The following is a 21,228-nucleotide window of genomic DNA, read 5'->3' as shown; positions in this document are numbered from 1 at the left end:
GGACAGGATCGATTGATCCGCTGTCCGCGTGACCCGCTCCTACAAATCGCCAATCACTTGGTGGCGGCACCATCCGGTACAAACACGTAACCCACGCCCCAGACAGTCTGGATGTAACGCGGTTTGGACGGATCGGGCTCGATCATCCGGCGCAGACGGGAGATCTGCACATCGATGGAACGCTCCAGGGCATCCCACTCGCGACCACGGGCCAGGTTCATCAACTTGTCGCGGGTCAGCGGTTGACGGGCGTTCATCACCAGGGCCTTGAGTACAGCGAACTCACCGGTGGTAAGCATGTGCACTTCTTCGCCGCGCTTGAGCTCGCGGGTGGCCAGGGACAATTCGTAGTCACCGAAGGTCACGCTTTCGTCTTCGCTGCCCGGGGCGCCAGGCACTGGAGCCGACTGGCGACGCAATACCGCCTTGACGCGAGCCATCAGTTCATCGGGGTTGAACGGCTTGGCCAGGTAATCGTCGGCACCCAGCTCCAGGCCCTTGATGCGGCTCAGCTCGTCGCCCTTGGCGGTGAGCATGATGATCGGAATCTGGTTGTTCGCGTTGCGCAGGCGGCGGCAGGCAGTCAGGCCGTCCTCGCCGGGCAACATCAGGTCGAGGACGACCAGGTTGAACACTTCGCGCGCCAGCAGGCGATCCATTTGCTCGGTGTTCGGTACGGCGCGGGCGCGGTAGCCTTTGCTGACGAAAAAACGCTCCAGCAGGCTGCTGAGCCCCGGATCGTCGTCAACGATAAGAATTTTTTCGCCTTCAGCAGTTTGTGCAGTGCTGCTCATTGGATGCTCCTTTGATCTCGGCACGCATTATGGCGTAGCTGCCGTTATACGCACCGTGTTCATTGTTAGCAGATTTTTCCTCTAGCGCCAGAAAACCGGCCATTGCACCTGCACCCGCGATGTCCCCGAATGCCGGAACGCTGGTTATAATGCGCGGCCTTTTGTGTCAGGCAACATCAGACAGGTACTACAGACCGACACCATTTTTTTCATGGCGCCGGCAGTAATTGTTCGATTTCACGGGTCAACGGGATACCTTTTGATCCAGGTAGCGGCGCAGGCCAGGCCGCTCAACCAGACTCGCCCAGGCCCTATCCCGGCGCCTGCGAGCCTGCTTTCACAATTTGTCAGGTGGTTTTATGGACAGCATCAACAGCCGCATCGCCGAGGAACTCGGTGTACGCCCACAACAGGTCGAAGCGGCCGTCGCGCTACTCGATGAAGGCTCTACCGTTCCCTTCATCGCCCGTTACCGGAAAGAAGTGACCGGCAGCCTCGACGATACGCAATTGCGTCATCTGGAAGAGCGCCTGCGCTACCTGCGAGAACTCGACGAACGGCGTATCAGCATCCTCGCCAGCATCCAGGAGCAGGGCAAGCTGACCCCGCAACTTGAGCGCGACATCAAGCTCGCCGACACCAAGACCCGTCTCGAAGACTTGTACCTGCCGTACAAGCAGAAGCGCCGCACCAAGGGCCAGATCGCCCTGGAAGCCGGCCTCGGCGAGCTGGCCGACGGCCTGTTCAACGACCCGTCCCTGAGCCCGGAAACCGAAGCCGCACGCTTTATCGATGCGGAAAAAGGCGTGGCCGATGTGAAGGCGGCCCTCGAAGGCGCCAAGTACATCCTCATGGAACGCTTCGCCGAAGACGCGGGCCTGCTGGACAAGCTGCGCAATTACCTGAAGCAGGAAGCCACCCTCAGTGCCCGAGTGATCGCCGGCAAGGAAGAGGAAGGCGCCAAGTTCCGCGACTATTTCGAACACGACGAACCGCTCAAAAGCATGCCGTCGCACCGCGCGCTGGCGATTTTCCGTGGCCGTAACGAAGGCATCCTCAGCTCCGCGCTGAAAGTCGGCGACGAACTGCCAGGCACCATGCACCCGTGCGAAGGCATGATCGGCCAGCAATTCGGCATCCAGAACCAGAACCGCGCCGCCGACAAATGGCTGGGCGAAGTGGTGCGCTGGACCTGGAAGGTCAAGCTCTACACCCACCTGGAAACCGATCTGCTGGGCGAGCTGCGCGATGGCGCGGAAACCGAGGCGATCAACGTGTTCGCCCACAACCTGCACGACCTGCTGCTGTCGGCCCCGGCCGGCCCGCGCGCCACTTTGGGTCTCGACCCGGGCCTGCGCACCGGTTGCAAGGTCGCCGTGGTCGACTCCACCGGCAAACTGCTGGATCACGCAACGGTTTACCCGCACGTGCCACACAACAAGTGGGACCAGACTCTCGCCGTGCTCGCCGCCCTGTGCGCCAAGCACTCGGTGGACCTGATCGCCATCGGCAACGGTACCGCCAGCCGCGAGACCGACAAGCTGGCCGCTGAACTGATCAAAAAATACCCGGCCATGAAGATGACCAAGGTCATGGTTTCCGAGGCCGGTGCATCGGTTTACTCGGCGTCGGAGCTGGCCTCCAAGGAATTCCCGGACCTCGACGTGTCGATCCGTGGCGCCGTGTCGATTGCCCGTCGCCTGCAAGACCCGTTGGCTGAGCTGGTGAAGATCGACCCGAAATCCATCGGTGTCGGCCAGTACCAGCACGACGTGTCGCAACTGAAACTGGCCCGTGGCCTGGATGCGGTTGTCGAAGACTGCGTGAACGCCGTCGGTGTCGACGTGAACACGGCTTCCGTAGCGCTGCTGGCACGGATCTCCGGCCTCAACGCGACCCTGGCGCAGAACATCGTCAGCCATCGCGACGAGCATGGCGCGTTCAAGACCCGCGCAGCGCTGAAGAAAGTCGCGCGCCTGGGCGAGAAAACCTTCGAACAAGCCGCCGGATTCCTGCGCGTCATGAATGGCGAAAACCCGCTGGATTCGTCGGCGGTTCACCCGGAAGCCTATCCGCTGGTTCAGCGCATCGCCGCTGAAACCGAGCGTGACATCCGCTCGCTGATCGGCGATGCCGCGTTCCTCAAGCGTCTCGATCCGAAGAAGTACACCGATGAAACCTTCGGTCTGCCGACCGTGACCGACATCCTCCAGGAGCTTGAAAAGCCTGGGCGTGACCCGCGTCCCGAGTTCAAGACCGCCGAGTTCCAGGAAGGCGTCGAAGACCTCAAGGACCTGCAACTGGGCATGATCCTCGAAGGCGTGGTGACCAACGTGACCAACTTCGGTGCCTTCGTCGATATCGGCGTGCATCAGGACGGTTTGGTGCACATCTCCGCACTTTCGGAGAAGTTCATCAAGGATCCACGGGAAGCGGTGAAGGCCGGTGACGTGGTGAAAGTGAAGGTCATGGAAGTCGACATCCCGCGCAAACGCGTGGGCCTGTCGATGCGCATGAGCGACACCCCGGGCGAGAAAATCGACGGCGCTCGCGGCGCGCGTCCGGGGTCGGCGCCACGCCAGTCCCAGAACACCGCACCGCGCAAGGAAACCACGGCGGCAGCACCGAGCAACAATGCCATGGCTTCGTTGTTCGCCAATGCCAAGCAGTTGAAGAAACGCTGATGGACATTCCCGCCGGGCTGACCGAAAGCGCGTTTTTCAAGCTGTTGGGCTGCCGCTTGCACAGTCTGGAAACCGGGGTGGCGCAAGTCGCCCTGGCGCTGGAACCCGAGCTGCGCAATCGCGGCGGCAAGCTGCACGGCGGGGCCTTGTTCAGCCTGGTGGACATTGCCATGGGGCTGGCCTGTTCCAGCACCCACGGCTTTGACCAGCAGAGCGCGACCATCGAGTGCAAGATCAACTACATCCGCGCCGTCTCTGACGGCGAGGTGATGTGCACGGCGCGGGTGATCCACCCGGGTCGCCGCACATTGGTGGTCGAGGCCGATGTGGTGCAGGGCGACAAACTGGTCGCAAAAGCACAAGGCACGTTCGCTGTCCTGTAGCTACTCGTTATCGATTTGAGTTAATTTCAGCAGAACGCAACCTGTGGGAGCGGGCTTGCTCGCGAAGGCGGTGTATCAGGTGGCATCTGTGCTGACTGACACACCGCCTTCGCGAGCAAGCCCGCTCCCACATTAGTTGCGGCGAGTTCAAAAAACCAGGCGAAAACGCCAGTTTTAACTTCACCCTTGTAGACCGTCTTGCCCACCCCCATATTGGGGCGACTGACGCGTGAAGGAATCCAACTTGAGCGAACTTCTCAACCGCCGCCTGGCTCTGCTCGGCGAGCGCGCTAACCTCTCTCTGCTCGAACAGTGCCTTCACGGCATCGAACGTGAATGCCTGCGCGTGACCGATGAAGGTCGCCTGGCGCAAACGCCGCACCCGGAAGAATTGGGTTCCGCGCTGACCAATGAACAGATCACCACCGACTATTCCGAGTCGCTGCTGGAGTTCATCACCCCGGCCCTGCCCGACCCGGCGGACACACTGGCAAGCCTGGACAGCATTCACCGCTTTGCCTACAGCAAGCTCGGCAACGAGTATCTGTGGAGCCCATCGATGCCGTGCCCGTTGCCGGCCGAGGAAGACATCCCGATCGCCTATTACGGCACGTCCAATATCGGGCAGCTCAAGTACGTGTACCGCAAGGGCCTGGCCCTGCGTTACGGCAAGACCATGCAGTGCATTGCCGGCATTCACTACAACTTTTCCCTGCCGGAAAAACTCTGGCCGTTGCTCAAGCAGGCCGAAGGCTTTGTCGGCACCGACCGCGACTTCCAGTCGTCGTCCTATATCGCGCTGATCCGCAACTTCCGCCGCTACAGCTGGCTGCTGATGTACCTGTTCGGTGCTTCACCGGCACTGGACGCCGGCTTCCTGCGCGGTCGTTCGCACCAGTTGGAACAACTGGACCCGCATACCCTGTACCTGCCGTACGCCACCAGCCTGCGCATGAGCGACCTGGGTTACCAGAGCAACGCCCAGGCCGGCCTGACGCCGTGCTACAACGATCTGAACAGCTACACCGACAGCCTGCGCAAAGCGGTGGCCACGCCGTATGCGCCATACGTCGAAGTCGGCACCCACCAGGATGGCGAGTGGGTACAGCTCAACACCAACATTCTGCAGATTGAAAACGAGTACTACTCCAACATCCGCCCGAAACGCGTGACCTACACCGGCGAGCGCCCTATCCAGGCGCTGATGGCCCGTGGCATCCAGTACGTCGAAGTACGCTGCCTGGACATCAACCCCTTCCTGCCGATGGGCATCGATCTCACCGAGTCACGCTTCCTCGATGCGTTCCTGCTGTACTGCGCACTCAATGACAGCCCGCTGCTGACCAACACCAGTTGCGGCAACGCGACCTCGAACTTCCTCAGCGTGGTCAAGGAAGGTCGCCGTCCGGGCCTGCAACTGCAGCGGGATGGCCAGCCGGTTGACCTGAAGGAATGGGCCGGCGAGCTGCTGGAAAAAATCGCTCCTCTGGCGGCGATGCTCGACCAGAGCCATGGCGGTGATGCCCACAGCAAGGCGCTGGACGCCCAGATGTCGAAGGTCCAGGACCCGTCCCTGACGCCGTCGGCCCAGGTATTGGCGGCGATGGCTGAACACAAGGAAAGCTTCGCCCAGTTCTCCCTGCGCCAGAGCCAGGCCCATGCCGAGTTCTTCCGCAGCGAGCCGTTGTCGGCCGAGGAGCAGGCGAAGTTTGAAGAGCGGGCGCGTTCGTCGCTGGCTCAGCAGGCTGAACTGGAGCAGAACGAAGTCGGTGATTTCGATGTGTTCGTCGGGGCATACCAGGCGAGCATTCTGGCGATCAGTAACTAATCGGCGCCTGTAAGAAAGATCGCAGCCTTCGGCAGCTCCTACATTGGAATGCGTTTCCTGTAGGAGCTGCCGAAGGCTGCGATCTTTTTGTTTCCAGCCCATTCACAATGACTCACCGGGTTTTCCCCTCATAAGCTAATTCTAAAAAGTTATTTATTTTCGAATTCTTAGATCATTTAGTCTCTTTCTCACGCCGGCATTCGGTCGCCTGACAAGGAGCTTTCTGATGAAACTGACTTTCCCTCTTCGCTTGCTGGCGGCCGCTTCCTTGGCTACCGCAAGTTTTTTTGCCCAGGCAGCCGACTTCACCGTCGCCTACCAGACCACCGTTGACCCGGCGAAAGTCGCCCAGGCTGACGGCGCTTACGAAAAGGCCACCAAGGCCGATATCAGCTGGCGCAAATTCGACAACGGTGCCGATATCATCGCCGCCATTGCCTCCGGCGACGTGCAGATCGGCTACCTCGGTTCCAGCCCCCTGACCGCTGCGATCACTCGTAAAGTCCCGGTCGAAACCTTCCTCATCGCCACCCAGATCGGCGCTGCCGAAGCCCTGGTCGCCCGCGACGGTTCCGGGATCAAGACCCCGCAAGACCTGATCGGCAAGAAAATCGCCGTGCCGTTCGTTTCCACCGGCCACTACAGCCTGCTGGCTGCGCTGAAGCACTGGAACATTGATCCATCGAAAGTCACCGTCCTCAACCTGGCTCCGCCCGCGATCATTGCTGCCTGGAAACGCGGTGACATCGACGCCACTTACGTCTGGGACCCGGCCCTCGGTGTCGCCAAGGAAAACGGCAAGGTACTGATCACCTCCGGTGAGCTGGCCAAGTTCGGCGCACCGACCTTCGACGCCTGGATCGTGCGCAAGGACTTCGCCGAGAAGCACCCGGAGATCGTCACCGCGTTCGCCAAAGTGACCCTGGACGCCTACGCCGATTACCGCAAAGACCCACAAGCCTGGCTGGCCAATCAGGGCAACGTCGACAAGCTTGTAAAACTGTCTGGCGCCAAGGCCAGCGACATTCCATTGCTGCTGCAAGGCAACGTCTACCCGCTAGCGGCTGACCAGGTGCTCACCCTCGGCGCGCCGACCACCAAAGCCATCACCGACACGGCGGCGTTCCTCAAGGAACAAGGCAAGGTCGAGGCGGTACTGCCGGACTACGCGCCGTACGTCAGCGCCAAGTTCATCACCAACTGATCGGGAGTCAACGCGATGGCCTTGCTACAGCTGGAGCGCATCAGCGCACAGTACCCCGGCAACCCGGAACCGGTGTTGGCGGATATCTCCCTGAGCCTGGGGCCCCGGCAATTGCTGGTCGCCCTCGGCCCGTCCGGCAGTGGCAAGACTTCGCTGTTGAACCTGATTGCCGGCTTCGTCGAACCCAGCGCCGGGCGCATCACCCTCGACGGCGTGCCCGTCAAAGGCCCGAGTGCCGAGCGCGGCGTGGTGTTCCAGGACGACGCGCTGCTGCCGTGGCAAAACGTGCTGGCCAACGTCGGGTTCGGCCTGGAGCTGGCCGGTATCGCCCGGGACAAACGCGAAGCTCGCGCCCGGGAAATGCTCGCCCTGGTCGATTTGTCCGGTTTTGAACAGCGCCGCATCTGGCAACTTTCGGGCGGCCAGAAGCAGCGTGTCGGCCTGGCCCGCGCCCTCGCCGCCGACCCACGCGTGTTGCTGATGGACGAACCTTTCGGAGCCCTCGACGCCTTCACCCGCGAGCAAATGCAGGAGTTGTTGCTGCAAGTCTGGCAACGCACCGCCAAACCGGTGTTCCTGATTACCCACGACATAGAAGAAGCCGTATTCCTCGCCACCGACCTGATTCTGTTGGCGCCCAACCCTGGGCAAATCGTCGAGCGTCTGAGCCTCGATTTCGGTCAGCGTTATGCCGCCGGTGAGTCGGCTCGCTCAATCAAGTCCGACCCGCGTTTTATCGAAACCCGCGAACACGTACTCGCCAAAGTGTTCTCCCAACGCAGTGCCGCCCAGCGGCAGGAGCGCGCATGAGCAGTTATGAAATTCCCGTCGCAGCGATAACGCCAGGCTCAGCCGTGATTGCGGCAAGTCGCCGTTTGAGCACCCGGTGGATCAGTGTGCTGACACTGGTCGCTCTCGTTGCTATTTGGTGGGCCGTGACGGCGACCGGCTTGATCGAGCCGCTGTTCCTGCCGCCGCCCTCCGCCGTTCTGCAAAAAGGCTGGCTGCTGGCGACCTCGGGTTACATGGATTCAACCCTGTGGCAGCACCTCGGCGCGAGCCTGAGCCGCATCGGCCTGGGCCTCAGCTTTGCGATTCTCACTGCCGTGCCGGTGGGAATTGCCATCGGTGCCAACCGTATCGCCCGTGGCGTGCTCGACCCGCTGATCGAGTTCTACCGGCCGATCCCTCCGTTGGCCTATCTGCCGCTGATCGTGATCTGGTGCGGCATCGGTGAATTGTCCAAAGTGCTGCTGATCTACCTGGCGATCTTCGCCCCGATTGCCATCGCCACCGCCACCGGTGTGCGCACGGTCGACCCGGCCAAATTGCGTGCCGCGCAGTCGCTGGGCGCAACCCGCGTGCAGTTGATTCGCCACGTCATTTTGCCGAGTGCCTTGCCGGACATTCTGACCGGTGTGCGCATCGGCCTCGGCGTGGGGTGGTCGACCCTGGTCGCCGCCGAATTGATCGCCGCCACCAGCGGCCTGGGCTTCATGGTGCAATCGGCCGCGCAGTTTCTGGTCACCGATGTGGTGGTACTGGGGATTCTGGTGATCGCACTGATCGCCTTCGCGATGGAACTGGGCCTGCGTGCCCTGCAACGCAAACTGGTGCCGTGGCATGGCCAGGCTCACTGAATAATTTCCCTGTGAGAAACCCTGTGGGAGTGAGCTTGCTCCCACAGTAATCAACACCCCCGAATTTCAAGAGAATCACCATGAGTGACTTGACCATCGTCCCCTTAAGCTCCGCCCTCGGCGCACAGATCAGTGGCATCGACATCAGCCAGCCGCTGAACCTGGAGCAACGCGATGCCATCGAACAGGCCCTGCTCAAGCATCAGGTGCTGTTCTTCCGCAACCAGCCGATCACGCCACAGCAACAGGCGCGATTCGCCGCGAATTTCGGCGATCTGCACATCCATCCGATCTACCCGAATGTGCCGGAGCAACCTGAAGTGCTGATCCTCGACACCGCCGTCACCGACGTGCGCGATAACGCTATCTGGCACACCGACGTGACCTTCCTGCCGACCCCGGCCATGGGCGCCGTGCTCAGCGCCAAGCTGCTGCCGGAGTTTGGCGGCGACACGTTGTGGGCCAGCGGGATTGCCGCGTACGAAGCCCTATCGGCACCGCTGAAAACCTTGCTCGAAGGCCTGACCGCCACCCACGATTTCACCCGTTCGTTTCCGCTGGAGCGCTACGGCAACACGCCCGAGGCACTGGTCCAGTGGGAAGAAGCACGGCGCAAGAATCCGCCGCTGTCGCATCCGGTGATCCGCACACACCCGGTCAGCGGGCGCCGCTCGCTGTTCGTCAACGAAGGTTTCACTTCGAAGATCAACGAGCTGTCGGAAACCGAGAGCGAGGCGATTCTGAAGTTCCTGTTCGCCCATTCAACGCGGCCGGAGTTCACCATTCGCTGGCGCTGGCAGCAGGACGACATCGCGTTCTGGGATAACCGCGTGACCCAGCATTACGCGGTGGATGATTACCGGCCGGCGCGGCGGGTGATGCAGCGGGCGACGGTGTTGGGGGATGTGCCGTTTTTTCGGTGAACAGCCAGTTTTTGTACTGACATTAATGGCCTCATCGCGAGCAAGCTCGCACCCACAGTGTCCGTGGCGTACACAAAACCTGTGAACACCGCCAAACCTGTGGGAGCGAGCTTGCTCCGGGCGGCGTTCCGACGATGGCGATCTGAAAGGCGCCGAATAATCCGGCGCCAACTACTTATTCAGCCGTCGAAGGCTTCTCCCAAAGATTGATCCCGCCCTCCTGGGCAAACCGGTCAATTTCCGCCAGTTCCTCTGCACTGAAGCTCAAGTTCTTCAACGCCCCGACGTTCTCGATAATCTGCTCCGGTCGACTCGCGCCAATCAACGCGGAAGTGACCCGGGGGTCGCGCAGGGTCCAGGCCAGGGCCAGTTGCGCCAGGCTCTGGCCGCGACGTTTGGCGATTTCGTTGAGTGCCCGCACCTGGGCGATGTTGGCCTCTGACAAATGCGATGCCTGCAACGAACCACCGCCCGGACGGTTGACCCGCGCATCCGCCGGCACGCCGTTGAGGTATTTGTCGGTCAGCAAACCCTGGGCCAACGGAGTGAAGGCAATCACGCCGGTACCGAGTTCATCAGTGGTATCGAGCAGGTCTTTTTCCACCCAGCGATTGAGCAGGTTGTAGGCCGGCTGGTGAATCAGCAGCGGCACTTTCCATTCTTTGAGCAACGCCGCCATTTCGCGGGTTTTCACCCCGGAGTACGACGAGATGCCGATGTACAACGCCTTGCCCTGCTGCACCGTCGTGGCGAGTGCGCTGGCGGTTTCTTCCAGCGGGGTGTCCGGATCGAAACGGTGGGAGTAGAAGATGTCGACGTAGTCCACGCCCAGGCGTTGCAGGCTCTGGTCGAGGCTGGCCAGCACGTACTTGCGCGAACCGCCGCCCTGACCGTAAGGGCCGGGCCACATGTCCCAGCCGGCCTTGCTGGAAATGATCAGCTCGTCGCGGTACTGCTTGAAGTCTTCACGCAGTAAACGGCCGAAGTTGATCTCGGCGCTGCCATACGGCGGGCCGTAGTTGTTGGCCAGGTCGAAATGGTTGATGCCCAGGTCGAACGCCGTGCGCAACAACGCGCGCTGGGTACCGATCGGCGTGCTGTCGCCGAAGTTGTGCCACAGGCCCAACGACAGTGCCGGCAGCACCAGCCCGCTGCGGCCCACGCGGCGGTAGGGGATAGAGTCGTAGCGGTTTTCGGCAGCGGTGTAGGTCATCGAATCCTCTCTTGTCGGTCTTGAATCTGATATCGACTGCTTTGCCAGTCGCCCAGCATACGCCCGGGCAAACACCAGAAAACCCCTGATTCGACTAATGACTGAAACGTTTCACGTATTTCCCCGCCAACAAGCTACCGTGCCCCCGCAAACACCTCTCCCAACCAGTCCACAAACACCCGGACCCTGGGCGACATGTGTCGGTTGTGCGGGTACAACACCGATACCGGCATTGATGGCGGAGGGGTGTCGACGAGGACTTCCTGCACCAGGCCTTGGGAGATCTGCGTTTCCATTCGGTAGTGCGGGCACTGAATCAGGCCCAGCCCGGCAATCGCCGAGGCGGCGTAGATTTCTGCGCCGAACACCGATACCGCACCGTCGATGGCCACTTCCTTGAGTTCACCGTCCACCATGAATTCAAACGGGAACAACCTGGCCGTCGTGCGCGAAACGTAGTTCACCGCACGGTGCCGGCTGAGGTCGGCGAGGCTTTTCGGTTCGCCGTATTTGCGCAAATAGGCGGGGCTGGCGCAGGTGATCTGACGCAGGTTGGCGACACGTTTGCCGATCAGCGTGGAGTCACCCAATGTTCCCGCCCGCAACACGCAATCGATACCTTCGGTGATCAGGTCGACCTGGCGGTCAGCCTCGCTGATGGACAGCTCGATGTCGGGATAACGCGCCATGAATTGCGGCAATGCCGGGATCACGAAGTGCTTGGCCAATGTCCCGTGCAAGTCCACCCGCAGCCGCCCCTTCGGGGCCACGCCGCGAAACGCCAACTCCGCTTCCTCCAGCTCTGCCAGCAGTTGCACGCAACGCAGGTAGTACGCCTCGCCATCCAGCGTCGGACGCACTTTACGCGTGCTGCGCTCCAACAAACGCGTACCCAGCCAGGCCTCGAACTGATTCAACGTATGGGTCAGCGTTGCGCGGGGCAGGTTCAGGTCATCGGCAGCCTGCGTGAAGCTGCTGCGCTCGTAGATCCGCACAAAAACCTTCATCGCTTTGACTTGGTCCACAGCTCACTCCAGGCACTCGATTGTTGGCAATCATTGAACAGTCAAGGCAACTCTCGTGCATTTATCGGCCTGAGTAAACATGTGAAATTGGCTTCACACCCCATCAACAGGAACATCAATATGACGGCTCAAACTCCGAAAGTTGCCATCGTGACCGGTGCCTCCCGCGGCATCGGCGCGGTCATCGCCAAACAACTGGCCAGCGAAGGTTTCGCCGTTGCCATCAACTACGCCAGCAGCGCCACCGAAGCCTCGAAACGGGTGGTGGAGCTGCGTCAGGCCGGCCACCAGGCCATAGCGATCAAGGCCGATGTGGCCAATGCCGACGACGTGCGCGGGATGTTCGACGAGGTTGAAACCCAGTTCGGCAAGGTCGATGTTTTGGTGAACAACGCCGGCATCCTCAAGGTCCTGCCGCTGGCGCAACACAGCGACGAACTGTTCGAGCAGACCTTCAACATCCACGCTCGCGGTACCTTCAATATCCTGCGTGAAGCGGCGACCCGCCTGAACAGCGGTGGCCGAATCATCAACTTCTCCAGCAGCACCGTCGGCATGAACCTGCCGGGTTACGCGGTGTACATCGCCAGCAAAGCGGCAGTGGAATCCCTGACCCAGGTGTTCGCCAAAGAGATGCGCGGGCGCAACATCACCGTCAATGCGGTGGCTCCCGGGCCGGTGGCGACTGAGTTGTTTTTACACGGCAAGAGTGAGGAGCAGATTCAGAATTTCGCGAAGATGGCGCCGCTGGAGCGCCTGGGGCAGCCGGAGGATATTTCCCGTGTTGTGTCGTTTCTGGCGGGGCCGGATTCGGGTTGGGTCAATGGGCAGATTTTGCGGGTGAATGGCGGGTTGGTTTAACTGAGTTCACACTGAGACCGCAGCGCCCCCAATCGCGAGCAAGCTCGCTCCCACATTGATCTTGGTTGCTCACAAAATTTGTGCTCAAAGGAAGTCCCCTGTGGGAGCGAGCTTGCTCGCGATGGCTGCCTCCAAAGCAATGCACATCTGAAGGGCGGGACAGTTCATGCACACCACCATCATCACAACCTTCGGCCTGATCCTCCTGGCGTTGATGCTCTACATCGGCGAGAAAATCGGCTTTACCCGTCAGACCCTGGCCTACTGTTTTATCGTGCTGTGGCTGGCGCTGACGCTGATCAACGGCGCAGTCGGCATAGTGCATGCCGGCCAGCCATTGAGCACCGAACTGGCGGTCGGTAGCGCCGTGTTCGGTGTCCCGGTGGCGGCGCTGGTGTTGTTCATGGTGTTGACCACCGAGACATGAAGGCCTTGATCAGCGCACCAGATGCAGGAACTGCATGTGCCGTTCGTACTGGTCGAGGATGTCGTTGATGATCTGTTCCTTGGTATAGCCGACCAGATCGTAGTCCTGACTGCCTTCGCTCAAATGCACTTCGGCCCGGTAGTAGCGGCGATTGTTGAGTTGCTTGGAACCCATGCCGCCACGGGCAAACGATGGCGTGAAGTAACCGCGCATCTGCACCTGATAAACAAACGGATGTTGATCGCCGTGGCCGATTTCCAGGCTGACGCTGTCATTGGCCGGGTCCGGGTGTGTCGCTACGTGCAAACCCTTTTCGATGAACACGGCAGACACTTCTTCAATCGCCGGGCGCACCGTCGTGTCGAGGAAGCGGTAGACCTCATCCCGCGACGGGAAATGCACCGCCTGACTCAAACGCTGACGCCAGCCACCCCGCCGTGAACCGGACACCGGTGCCAAGGAGTGCATCTGCGCAATCTGCTTCTGCGACTCCAGATAAAACGCTTTGTGCAGCCCCCACATCATCAACAGCAGGATCAGCGAGAACGGCAACGAGGTCAGGACCACCGCCGACTTCAACGCATCGATGCTGCCGGAGAACAGCAGCGCGCTGGTCACCAGGGCGGTCATCGCGCCCCAGAACACCCGCAACCATTTCGGCCCGTCTTCATCGGGGTTACCGCCCTTGGCGGACAGCGTCGACAACACCACGGTGCCGGAGTCGGCGGAGGTGACGAAGAACACAAAGCTGATAAACACCGTGACCGCGATGACGGTTTTGCTCCACGGGTAGGTTTCCAGCAGCAGGTAGAGCGTCATCGACGGATTGTCGATGGCCGACATACCGAGCGCGCTCATGCCGTGGTTGAGCACTTGATCGATGGCGCTGTTGCCGAAGATCGACATCCACGCCAGGGTAAAGCCCAGCGGAATCAACAGCACGCCGAAGACGAACTCGCGGATGGTGCGACCACGGGAAATCCGTGCGATGAACAAGCCCACGAACGGCGACCACGCAATCCACCAGGCCCAGTAGAACACCGTCCAGCCGCCCAGCCAGTCGCTGGGTTTGTCGTAGGCATAGAGGTCGAAACTCTTCATCGGCAAGGCGCCGAGGTAATCACCGAGGTTCTGGATCAGGGTGTTGAGCAAGTGCTGCGTAGGGCCGGCGAACAATACGAACAGCAGCAGCGCGCAGGCCAGCAGCATGTTGATGTCGGACATCACCCGCACGCCCTTGTCGACGCCGGATACGGCAACGATGATCGCAGCACCCATCATCAGGGTGATCAGGCCGACCTGAATCCATTGGGTGTGGGCGATGCCGAACAGATAATCCAGGCCCGAGTTGAGATGCAACACGCCAAAGCCCATGTCAGCACCGAGGCCGAACACCGTGGCGATGATGCCGAAGCCATCCACCGCGTAGCCGATGGGGCCGTTGATACGCTTGCCGATCAGCGGATACAGCGCCGAGCGCAGGGCCAGTGGCAGGTTATGCCGGTAGGCGAAGTAGGCCAGCGCCATGCCGACAAAGGCGAACACGCCCCAGCCATGCAGGCCCCAGTGCAGAAACAGAATCTGCATCGCCTGGCGCGCCGCATCCGCCGTACCGGCCTCGCCCTGGGGCGGTTGCAGCATGTGGGTCAGCGGCTCGGACACGCAGAAGAAAAACAGGGTGATGCTGATCCCGGCGGCGAACAGCATGCCAGCCCAGGACAGATAACTGAATTCGGGTTCGTCGTGGTCGGCACCGAGCTTGATCTTGCCGTAGCCGGACAAGGCGGTGACCACCACGAAGACCAGATACAGGGTCATCGCCAGCAGGTAATACCAGCCGACCGTGTTGGCCGCCCAGTTTTGCGCCGCCAGCAACCAGGCACCGGCCTGCTCCGGCATGGCGATGACAACGACACCAAACAACAGAATGAAACTCGCCGAGAACCAGAACACCGGCGGATTCATGCGGATCAGACCGCTTGGAGGGATGGACGATGCACTCATGTTCGGTGCACCTCGAAAGGGTAGAAAGTGGCTGTAGAAATCGGACTCAGCAAAGGCAAGCCTCCTGTTGTGAGCGGGCAGCGAACCGCCGGTTTAACTTGAATGAACGTTCAAGTTAAACATGGATAGGGGGCTAAGGACTAATCGCAGGGCTCGGCGGTGGTGTTGTTACGCTAGCTCAAGGAAAGGTTTTACGCGGAATTTAGAGGTGTTCTGTAGGAGCTGCCGCAGGCTGCGATCTTTTGATTTTGGTTCGCGGCGCGCTTGGAAAAGATCGCAGCCTCGTTGCACTCGACAGCTCCTACATCCTCACTTCTGCGCCCCATCATCCAACTGCAAACTCGCCTGGGTCAGGTTGCTGCCCGCCGGCACGCTGCGGGTCAGCCAAACGTTGCCGCCAATGGTCGAGCCCTGGCCGATGGTGATCCGCCCGAGAATCGTCGCCCCGGCATAAATCACCACGTCATCCTCGACAATCGGGTGCCGTGGCTGACCTTTCTGCAGTTGGCCATCTTCGTCCGCCGGGAAGCGCTTGGCGCCCAAGGTCACCGCCTGATAGATCCGCACGCGTTCGCCGATGATCGCCGTCTCGCCAATCACCACACCCGTCCCATGGTCGATGAAGAAACTGCGGCCGATCTGCGCGCCGGGGTGAATGTCGATGCCGGTGGCCGAGTGAGCGATTTCCGCGCTGATCCGCGCCAGCAGCGGCAACCCGGCGCGATACAAATGGTGGGCCAGACGATGGTGAATCACCGCCAGGATCCCCGGATAGCACAACAACACTTCATCGACACTGCGGGCCGCCGGGTCACCGTGATAGGCCGCGAGCACGTCACTGTCCAACAGGCTGCGCAACCCAGGCAAGGCGAGGGCAAAGTCCTGAATGATCTGGATGGTTTTGGCTTCGACTTCAGTCTCGGCCTGGGCACTGTGGCGAGCGGCGTAGCGCAATTCGAGTCGCGCCTGGGCCAACAGCGCATTCAGCGCCACATCCAGGGTATGACCGACATAGAAGTCTTCACTCTCTTCGCGCAGGTCAACCGGCCCCAGGCGCATCGGGAACAACGCACCGCACAGGGCCTCGAGAATGTCCGCCATGGCTGCGCGGGAAGGCAATTCGCGACCGCCCTGCTCGCCGGTAGCCCGGCCGTTTTGTGCACGCCACTGTTCACGTGCCGTGCGCAGCTGGCTGACGATGGTCTGCAATTGCCAATGGCTGGAACGCTCACTCACGGTAAAAACTCCTCACGGGCGGCCGGACTGTCTGGCCGCACTGACGGCGATTACTTTACGGCAAGGGCCGCGAGGCAAATTAAGAACCAATAGTGCTGTACTCATTTCGATTGGCTATAAGCGATTGGCGGTTGCCCCAACTTTTTGGCGTGCCTATAGTCCTGAGATCTTCAACCGCCAGTACGGACTCATGATCAAACAACAGCTCGCCAGCTTTACCCGCCTCGACCTGCTCGGTCAGCCCACCGCCCTGGAAAAACTCGAACGCCTGTCGACCTGGCTGGGCCGCGACCTGTACGTCAAGCGCGATGACCTGACGCCGCTGGCAATGGGCGGCAACAAGCTGCGCAAACTCGAATACCTGGCCGCCGATGCCTTGGCCCAGGGCGCCGACACCTTGATCACCGCGGGCGCGCTGCAATCGAACCACGTACGCCAGACAGCCGCCATTGCCGCAAAGTTGGGCCTGGGCTGCGTAGCCCTTCTGGAAAATCCTCTCGGCACTGACGACAGCAATTACACCGGCAACGGCAACCGCCTGCTGCTCGACCTGTTCGATGCCAAGGTCGAACTGGTGGAAAACCTCGACAACGCCGACGAGCAACTGCAAGCACTGGCCAACCGACTGCGCAGCAACGGCAAGAAGCCGTACCTGGTGCCGATCGGTGGCTCCAATGCGCTGGGCGCCCTGGGCTACGTGCGTGCCGGTCTGGAACTGGCCGAACAGATCAAGGACACCGGCCTGAAGTTCGCCGCCGTGGTCCTGGCCTCGGGCAGCGCCGGTACCCACAGCGGCCTGGCACTGGCCCTGAGTGAAGCACTGCCGAATCTGCCAGTAATCGGCGTGACGGTTTCGCGCAGCGATGAAGATCAGCGGCCAAAGGTTCAAGGCCTGGCCGAACGCACCGCCGAGTTGCTGGGCGTGAATCTGCCGGAGGCTTTCAAGGTCGAGTTGTGGGACGAGTATTTCGCCCCGCGTTATGGCGAGCCGAATGCCGGCACACTGGCGGCGGTGAAGCTGCTGGCGAGTCACGAAGGCTTGCTGCTGGACCCGGTCTACACTGGCAAGGCCATGGCCGGCTTGCTGGACGGAATCGGCCGTCAGCGGTTCGACGATGGTCCGATTATCTTCCTGCACACCGGTGGCGCGCCGGCGTTGTTTGCCTATAAGGATTTTCTGTAAGCGATTCAGAAGATCAAAAGATCGCAGCCTGCGGCAGCTCCTACAGATGCATGCCGATCCATGTAGGAGCTGCCGCAGGCTGCGATCTTTTCCATGAAACGCATATGCGATTAACGAATAACAAAAATAATATTCATTATTTTCAATTCTATAGGCATCATCTTATAGTCACGCGCAGGCGAATTTGCAGCGAGACGCATAAGCTGCATTAGGGCAGGATATCGCAGTCGTCCAAATCCCGAATTTGCCAACTTTCCTAAAGCGTCTTCCATAAGAAAACACAGGGGCTTGTCATGAATTTTTCCGCACTACGTCGCAATCTGCTGGTGGGTTCGCTGGGCCTGGCACTGAGCGCCGGCCTGATTGGCCAGGCGGTTGCCGGTGAGCAACTGCAACAAATCAAGGACAAAGGCGTAATCAACGTCGGCCTGGAAGGCACCTACCCACCATTCAGTTTCGTCGACGCCGACGGCAAGCTGACCGGCTTCGAAGTCGAGTTCTCCGAAGCCCTGGCCAAAGAACTGGGCGTGAAGGTCAAGCTGCAACCAACCAAATGGGACGGCATCCTCGCGGCCCTGGAATCCAAGCGTCTGGACGCAGTGATCAACCAGGTGACCATCTCCGAAGAGCGCAAGAAGAAGTATGACTTCTCCGAACCCTACACCGTTTCCGGTATTCAGGCGCTGGTGCTGACGAAGAAGGCCGCCGAGCTGAACATCAAGTCCGCCGCCGACCTGTCTGGCAAGAAAGTCGGTGTAGGCCTGGGCACCAACTACGAAGAGTGGGTGAAGGCCAATGTGCCGACCGCTGACATCCGCACCTACGAAGATGATCCGACCAAGTTCCAGGACCTGCGTGTCGGCCGTATCGACGCCATTCTGATCGACCGCCTGGCCGCGCTGGAATACGCCAAGAAGGCCAAGGACACCACCGCCGCCGGTGATGCGTTCTCCCGCCAGGAAGCCGGCATTGCCCTGCGCAAAGGTGAGCCTGAACTGCTGGCCGCGGTCAACAAGGCAATCGATAAGCTGCGCGCCGATGGCACCCTGAAAAAGCTCTCGGAAAAATACTTCAACGCTGACGTCACTCAATAATGGGAGAAGCTTTCCAACTCGCACTGGACTCCGCGCCCTTTCTGCTCAAGGGCGCGTATTACACGGTCATCCTCAGCCTGGGCGGGATGTTCTTCGGCCTGGTGATGGGCTTCGGTCTGGCGCTGATGCGCCTGTCGCGCTTCAAACTGGTGAGCTGGATCGCCCGCATCTACGTGTCGTTCTTTCGCGGCACGCCGTTGCTGGTGCAACTGTTCGTGATCTATTACGGCTTGCCGCAATTGGGTCTGGAACTGGATCCGCTGCCGGCGGCACTGATCGGCTTCTCGCTGAACATGGCCGCCTACGCCTGTGAAATCCTGCGTGCCGCGATCAGCTCCATCGAGCGCGGCCAGTGGGAAGCGGCTGCCAGTATCGGCATGACCCGCGCGCAAACCCTGCGCCGGGCCATCCTGCCGCAGGCGATGCGCACCGCATTGCCGCCGCTGGGCAACAGCTTCATTTCGCTGGTCAAGGACACCGCGCTGGCCGCCACCATCCAGGTGCCGGAACTGTTCCGTCAGGCGCAGCTGATCACCGCTCGCACCTTCGAAATCTTCACCATGTATCTTGCCGCCGCACTGATCTACTGGGTCCTCGCAACCGTGCTTTCGCACCTGCAGAACCAGTTGGAAGCGCGGGTCAATCGGCACGACCAGGAGTCCTGACCCAATGATTGTCGTGGAAAAACTGACAAAGCAGTTCAAGGGTCAAGTCGTGCTCAACGGCATCGATCTTGAGGTCAAGGAAGGCGAGGTGGTCGCGATCATCGGCCCTAGCGGTTCGGGCAAGACCACCTTCCTGCGCTGCCTGAATTTTCTGGAAGAGCCCACCAGCGGCCGGATCAAGGTCGGTAATATCGAAGTCGATACCAGCCGTCCCCTGAACCAGCAGCAGAGCCTGGTGCGGCGCTTGCGCCAACACGTGGGTTTCGTGTTCCAGAACTTCAACCTGTTCCCCCATCGCACCGCGCTGGAAAACGTTATCGAAGGCCCGATCATCGTCAAGAAGATCGCGCACGCCGATGCCGTTGCCCTGGGTAAAAAGCTATTGGCCAAGGTAGGCCTGGCGGGTAAGGAAGACGCCTATCCGCGTCGCCTCTCCGGTGGTCAGCAACAGCGCGTGGCGATTGCCCGGGCGCTGGCGATGGAACCGGAAGTGATCCTGTTCGATGAACCGACCTCGGCCCTCGACCCGGAGCTGGTGGGCGAGGTATTGGCGACTATCCGCGGCCTGGCCGAAGAGAATCGCACCATGGTGATCGTCACTCACGAAATGGGCTTTGCCCGGGACGTGGCCAATCGCGTGGTGTTTTTCGACAAGGGCGTGATCGTCGAGCAAGGCGAAGCGAAGGCGTTGTTTGCCAACCCGAAAGAAGAGCGAACCAAACAGTTTCTCAGCAAGTTCCTGAACAACAGCCACAACTAACAACCCGTTCAATAATGGTCATCTTCCATGGATGGAAGTGACACCATCGCAAAAAATACTTTATCAATACCAAACTAACCCAATCTATTCGACATACATATCTTGTACGCGCGCGCGGTACATATATCTGCACAATAACAATTAACCTCCCTTTCCCCACCAGGTTCCTTTCACAACACCTGGCCGACCACGCACGCCAAGCCGCCCGGCTTTAGACACTTTCAGCGGACAAATTCGACACGCCGCCATGGTTTACTTACTTCGTACCGTAGGAACTTTCTGAATAACAGCACACTTCACCCATAACTAATAAATCTCATTGACACTTACTCCCCCTGACTCTTATCTAGTCTCCAACCGACGTCACTCATCACGCCAAACTCATTATTTCAATTAAAAGTAATGAATGGTTTTGCTGTTCGATATTTAGTTTTTGATTTCCCAGAAACGGACTTCGTTGCAAAACCTCAAGGAGACTTCATGAAAAGCACCTCGAACACATCCGGGCTTGTGGCCCCGACCCTGGCGCAATCCAACAAGACCGGCATCAACGTCACTTGCGCGGCGCACCTGCTGATCGATGTGGCGCCCTACCCCGCCATGGACGAAGGCGACCTGATCGAACTGTTCTGGGATAGCTGCTACGTGGCCTCCCGCGTGCTGAAGGCCAGCGATGTCGGCCAACCGGTGCAGTTGCGGGTGCCTGAAAGCTTTGTCGCCAACGGTACCTCGCGCATTCACTACCGGGTCATGCAGGTGGGTCGAGACCCAGTGATTTCGGCCAGCCAAAACGTGCAGATCAAACTCGACTGCCCAGGCGGCCAACCTTCCGAGCTGTGCGGCGATGAAAACCAGTGCCTGGCACCGGTGAGCATTCCCGAGGCGATTCGCCGTCAGGGGGTCAATCCGAGCCAGGTCAAACGCGGTGTTCCCTTGACCATCGAGCCGTACCTGAACATGGCCGTCGACGATGAAATCACCCTGCGCTGGGGCGATGTGCGCATGGATCTGCCACGGATCAAGTCCGCCGATGTGGGCCAGCCGATTCATGTCTGGATTCCGCCGACTATCATCCTCGAAGCCGGCGAAGACCTGCGGCTGGAGGTGACGTACTGCATTCTCGACCGGGTGGGCAACAACTCCCGCTGGGCTCCAGCCCGCACGCTGAAGATTGGTTGTGCAAACACTTATCTGAAAGTCCCGAAGAAACAGCCTCTCAAGGCCGCCGAACCCCGTAGACGATGAAGAGGCCTCTTTGGCGGAATCATCCTTCTATGCATATTCCTAAAAGTTAGTTCATAAAA

Annotated in this window: 19 protein-coding genes; 14 read left to right on the top strand and 5 right to left on the bottom strand. The window is 60.2% G+C overall.

The features are described from left to right. Positions 1-53 precede the first annotated feature (53 nt). Positions 54-794, bottom strand: coding sequence for a two-component system response regulator OmpR (gene ompR, locus ACM6G4_RS16445; RefSeq protein WP_056726918.1), 741 nt, complete (start codon positions 792-794; stop codon positions 54-56). Between the two features lie 359 nt (positions 795-1,153). On the opposite strand from ompR, the gene ACM6G4_RS16440 reads away from it, so the two are divergent. From ACM6G4_RS16440 to tauD, 7 genes are all read left to right on the top strand, one after another. Beyond that, positions 1,154-3,478: a Tex family protein gene (locus ACM6G4_RS16440; RefSeq protein WP_056726919.1), complete on the top strand. Its 2,325-nt coding sequence runs from the start codon at positions 1,154-1,156 to the stop codon at positions 3,476-3,478. Next, a complete protein-coding gene (locus ACM6G4_RS16435; RefSeq protein ID WP_056726920.1) occupies positions 3,478-3,861 on the top strand; it encodes a PaaI family thioesterase in 384 nt (127 codons plus the stop codon). Before ACM6G4_RS16440 ends, ACM6G4_RS16435 begins: the two co-directional genes overlap by 1 nt. Before the next feature lie 244 nt (positions 3,862-4,105). Then, positions 4,106-5,689: a glutamate--cysteine ligase gene (gshA, locus tag ACM6G4_RS16430; protein WP_414914118.1), complete on the top strand. Its 1,584-nt coding sequence runs from the start codon at positions 4,106-4,108 to the stop codon at positions 5,687-5,689. Between the two features lie 226 nt (positions 5,690-5,915). Then, complete coding sequence (gene tauA / locus ACM6G4_RS16425; protein ID WP_046040783.1) at positions 5,916-6,893, top strand: taurine ABC transporter substrate-binding protein; 978 nt, start codon at positions 5,916-5,918, stop codon at positions 6,891-6,893. Between the two features lie 15 nt (positions 6,894-6,908). Beyond that, positions 6,909-7,703 (top strand): taurine ABC transporter ATP-binding subunit, encoded by a 795-nt coding sequence (tauB, locus tag ACM6G4_RS16420; RefSeq protein WP_056726923.1) that lies wholly within the window; start codon positions 6,909-6,911, stop codon positions 7,701-7,703. Then, a complete protein-coding gene (tauC, locus tag ACM6G4_RS16415) occupies positions 7,700-8,533 on the top strand; it encodes a taurine ABC transporter permease TauC (protein WP_414914117.1) in 834 nt (277 codons plus the stop codon). Before tauB ends, tauC begins: the two co-directional genes overlap by 4 nt. Positions 8,534-8,613: 80 nt before the next feature. Continuing rightward, the gene (tauD, locus tag ACM6G4_RS16410; RefSeq protein ID WP_056726925.1) at positions 8,614-9,456 is read left to right on the top strand and encodes a taurine dioxygenase; all 843 of its coding nucleotides are present in this window, start codon (positions 8,614-8,616) and stop codon (positions 9,454-9,456) included. 175 nt (positions 9,457-9,631) lie between these two features. On the opposite strand, the gene mgrA is transcribed toward tauD, so the two are convergent. Next, entirely contained in the window at positions 9,632-10,669 is a 1,038-nt protein-coding gene (gene mgrA / locus ACM6G4_RS16405) for an L-glyceraldehyde 3-phosphate reductase (protein WP_414914116.1), read from the bottom strand. Between the two features lie 134 nt (positions 10,670-10,803). Next, positions 10,804-11,694 (bottom strand): LysR family transcriptional regulator, encoded by an 891-nt coding sequence (locus ACM6G4_RS16400; protein WP_150726454.1) that lies wholly within the window; start codon positions 11,692-11,694, stop codon positions 10,804-10,806. A 120-nt stretch (positions 11,695-11,814) separates the two neighbouring features. Between ACM6G4_RS16400 and ACM6G4_RS16395 the strand changes: the two genes are divergently transcribed. Together ACM6G4_RS16395 and ACM6G4_RS16390 are read left to right on the top strand one after the other, a co-directional pair. After that, complete coding sequence (locus ACM6G4_RS16395) at positions 11,815-12,555, top strand: SDR family oxidoreductase (protein WP_414914115.1); 741 nt, start codon at positions 11,815-11,817, stop codon at positions 12,553-12,555. A gap of 166 nt (positions 12,556-12,721) precedes the next feature. Beyond that, complete coding sequence (locus ACM6G4_RS16390; protein WP_056726929.1) at positions 12,722-12,982, top strand: hypothetical protein; 261 nt, start codon at positions 12,722-12,724, stop codon at positions 12,980-12,982. Positions 12,983-12,991: 9 nt separating this feature from the next. On the opposite strand, the gene betT is transcribed toward ACM6G4_RS16390, so the two are convergent. Together betT and epsC are read right to left on the bottom strand one after the other, a co-directional pair. Then, positions 12,992-14,947: a choline transporter BetT gene (gene betT / locus ACM6G4_RS16385; RefSeq protein ID WP_223532864.1), complete on the bottom strand. Its 1,956-nt coding sequence runs from the start codon at positions 14,945-14,947 to the stop codon at positions 12,992-12,994. Positions 14,948-15,295: 348 nt separating this feature from the next. Further along, positions 15,296-16,222 (bottom strand): serine O-acetyltransferase EpsC, encoded by a 927-nt coding sequence (gene epsC, locus ACM6G4_RS16380; protein ID WP_056726931.1) that lies wholly within the window; start codon positions 16,220-16,222, stop codon positions 15,296-15,298. A 190-nt stretch (positions 16,223-16,412) separates the two neighbouring features. On the opposite strand from epsC, the gene ACM6G4_RS16375 reads away from it, so the two are divergent. From ACM6G4_RS16375 to ACM6G4_RS16355, 5 genes are all read left to right on the top strand, one after another. Next, positions 16,413-17,405, top strand: coding sequence for a D-cysteine desulfhydrase (locus ACM6G4_RS16375; protein WP_414914114.1), 993 nt, complete (start codon positions 16,413-16,415; stop codon positions 17,403-17,405). A gap of 293 nt (positions 17,406-17,698) precedes the next feature. After that, positions 17,699-18,499, top strand: a complete 801-nt coding sequence (gene tcyJ / locus ACM6G4_RS16370; RefSeq protein ID WP_056726933.1) for a cystine ABC transporter substrate-binding protein — start codon at positions 17,699-17,701, stop codon at positions 18,497-18,499. Next, complete coding sequence (gene tcyL, locus ACM6G4_RS16365) at positions 18,499-19,164, top strand: cystine ABC transporter permease (protein ID WP_046040764.1); 666 nt, start codon at positions 18,499-18,501, stop codon at positions 19,162-19,164. Before tcyJ ends, tcyL begins: the two co-directional genes overlap by 1 nt. A 4-nt stretch (positions 19,165-19,168) precedes the next feature. Continuing rightward, positions 19,169-19,924: an L-cystine ABC transporter ATP-binding protein TcyN gene (gene tcyN / locus ACM6G4_RS16360; RefSeq protein ID WP_414914113.1), complete on the top strand. Its 756-nt coding sequence runs from the start codon at positions 19,169-19,171 to the stop codon at positions 19,922-19,924. 480 nt (positions 19,925-20,404) lie between these two features. Further along, the gene (locus ACM6G4_RS16355; protein ID WP_414914112.1) at positions 20,405-21,169 is read left to right on the top strand and encodes a hypothetical protein; all 765 of its coding nucleotides are present in this window, start codon (positions 20,405-20,407) and stop codon (positions 21,167-21,169) included. Positions 21,170-21,228 lie beyond the last annotated feature (59 nt).

The sequence above is a fragment of the Pseudomonas sp. IT-P258 genome (genome assembly GCF_949767825.1).
GTDB classification, from domain to species: domain Bacteria; phylum Pseudomonadota; class Gammaproteobacteria; order Pseudomonadales; family Pseudomonadaceae; genus Aquipseudomonas; species Aquipseudomonas monachiensis.
The sequence above is the reverse complement of the archived record's forward strand: the minus strand, read 5'-3'. Positions and strand labels throughout refer to the sequence as shown.

What these genes read in the sequence shown, in the direction of transcription:
- tauA (WP_046040783.1), top strand. Translation starts at nt 5,916, where the DNA reads ATGAAACTGACTTTCCCTCTTCGCTTGCTGGCGGCCGCTTCCTTGGCT.
- ACM6G4_RS16355 (WP_414914112.1), top strand. Translation starts at nt 20,405, where the DNA reads ATGAAAAGCACCTCGAACACATCCGGGCTTGTGGCCCCGACCCTGGCG.
- ACM6G4_RS16375 (WP_414914114.1), top strand. Translation starts at nt 16,413, where the DNA reads ATGATCAAACAACAGCTCGCCAGCTTTACCCGCCTCGACCTGCTCGGT.
- ACM6G4_RS16435 (WP_056726920.1), top strand. Translation starts at nt 3,478, where the DNA reads ATGGACATTCCCGCCGGGCTGACCGAAAGCGCGTTTTTCAAGCTGTTG.
- ACM6G4_RS16395 (WP_414914115.1), top strand. Translation starts at nt 11,815, where the DNA reads ATGACGGCTCAAACTCCGAAAGTTGCCATCGTGACCGGTGCCTCCCGC.
- tcyL (WP_046040764.1), top strand. Translation starts at nt 18,499, where the DNA reads ATGGGAGAAGCTTTCCAACTCGCACTGGACTCCGCGCCCTTTCTGCTC.
- ACM6G4_RS16390 (WP_056726929.1), top strand. Translation starts at nt 12,722, where the DNA reads ATGCACACCACCATCATCACAACCTTCGGCCTGATCCTCCTGGCGTTG.
- tauD (WP_056726925.1), top strand. Translation starts at nt 8,614, where the DNA reads ATGAGTGACTTGACCATCGTCCCCTTAAGCTCCGCCCTCGGCGCACAG.
- tauB (WP_056726923.1), top strand. Translation starts at nt 6,909, where the DNA reads ATGGCCTTGCTACAGCTGGAGCGCATCAGCGCACAGTACCCCGGCAAC.
- ompR (WP_056726918.1), bottom strand. Translation starts at nt 794, where the DNA reads ATGAGCAGCACTGCACAAACTGCTGAAGGCGAAAAAATTCTTATCGTT.
- tauC (WP_414914117.1), top strand. Translation starts at nt 7,700, where the DNA reads ATGAGCAGTTATGAAATTCCCGTCGCAGCGATAACGCCAGGCTCAGCC.
- tcyJ (WP_056726933.1), top strand. Translation starts at nt 17,699, where the DNA reads ATGAATTTTTCCGCACTACGTCGCAATCTGCTGGTGGGTTCGCTGGGC.
- tcyN (WP_414914113.1), top strand. Translation starts at nt 19,169, where the DNA reads ATGATTGTCGTGGAAAAACTGACAAAGCAGTTCAAGGGTCAAGTCGTG.
- betT (WP_223532864.1), bottom strand. Translation starts at nt 14,947, where the DNA reads ATGAATCCGCCGGTGTTCTGGTTCTCGGCGAGTTTCATTCTGTTGTTT.
- ACM6G4_RS16440 (WP_056726919.1), top strand. Translation starts at nt 1,154, where the DNA reads ATGGACAGCATCAACAGCCGCATCGCCGAGGAACTCGGTGTACGCCCA.
- mgrA (WP_414914116.1), bottom strand. Translation starts at nt 10,669, where the DNA reads ATGACCTACACCGCTGCCGAAAACCGCTACGACTCTATCCCCTACCGC.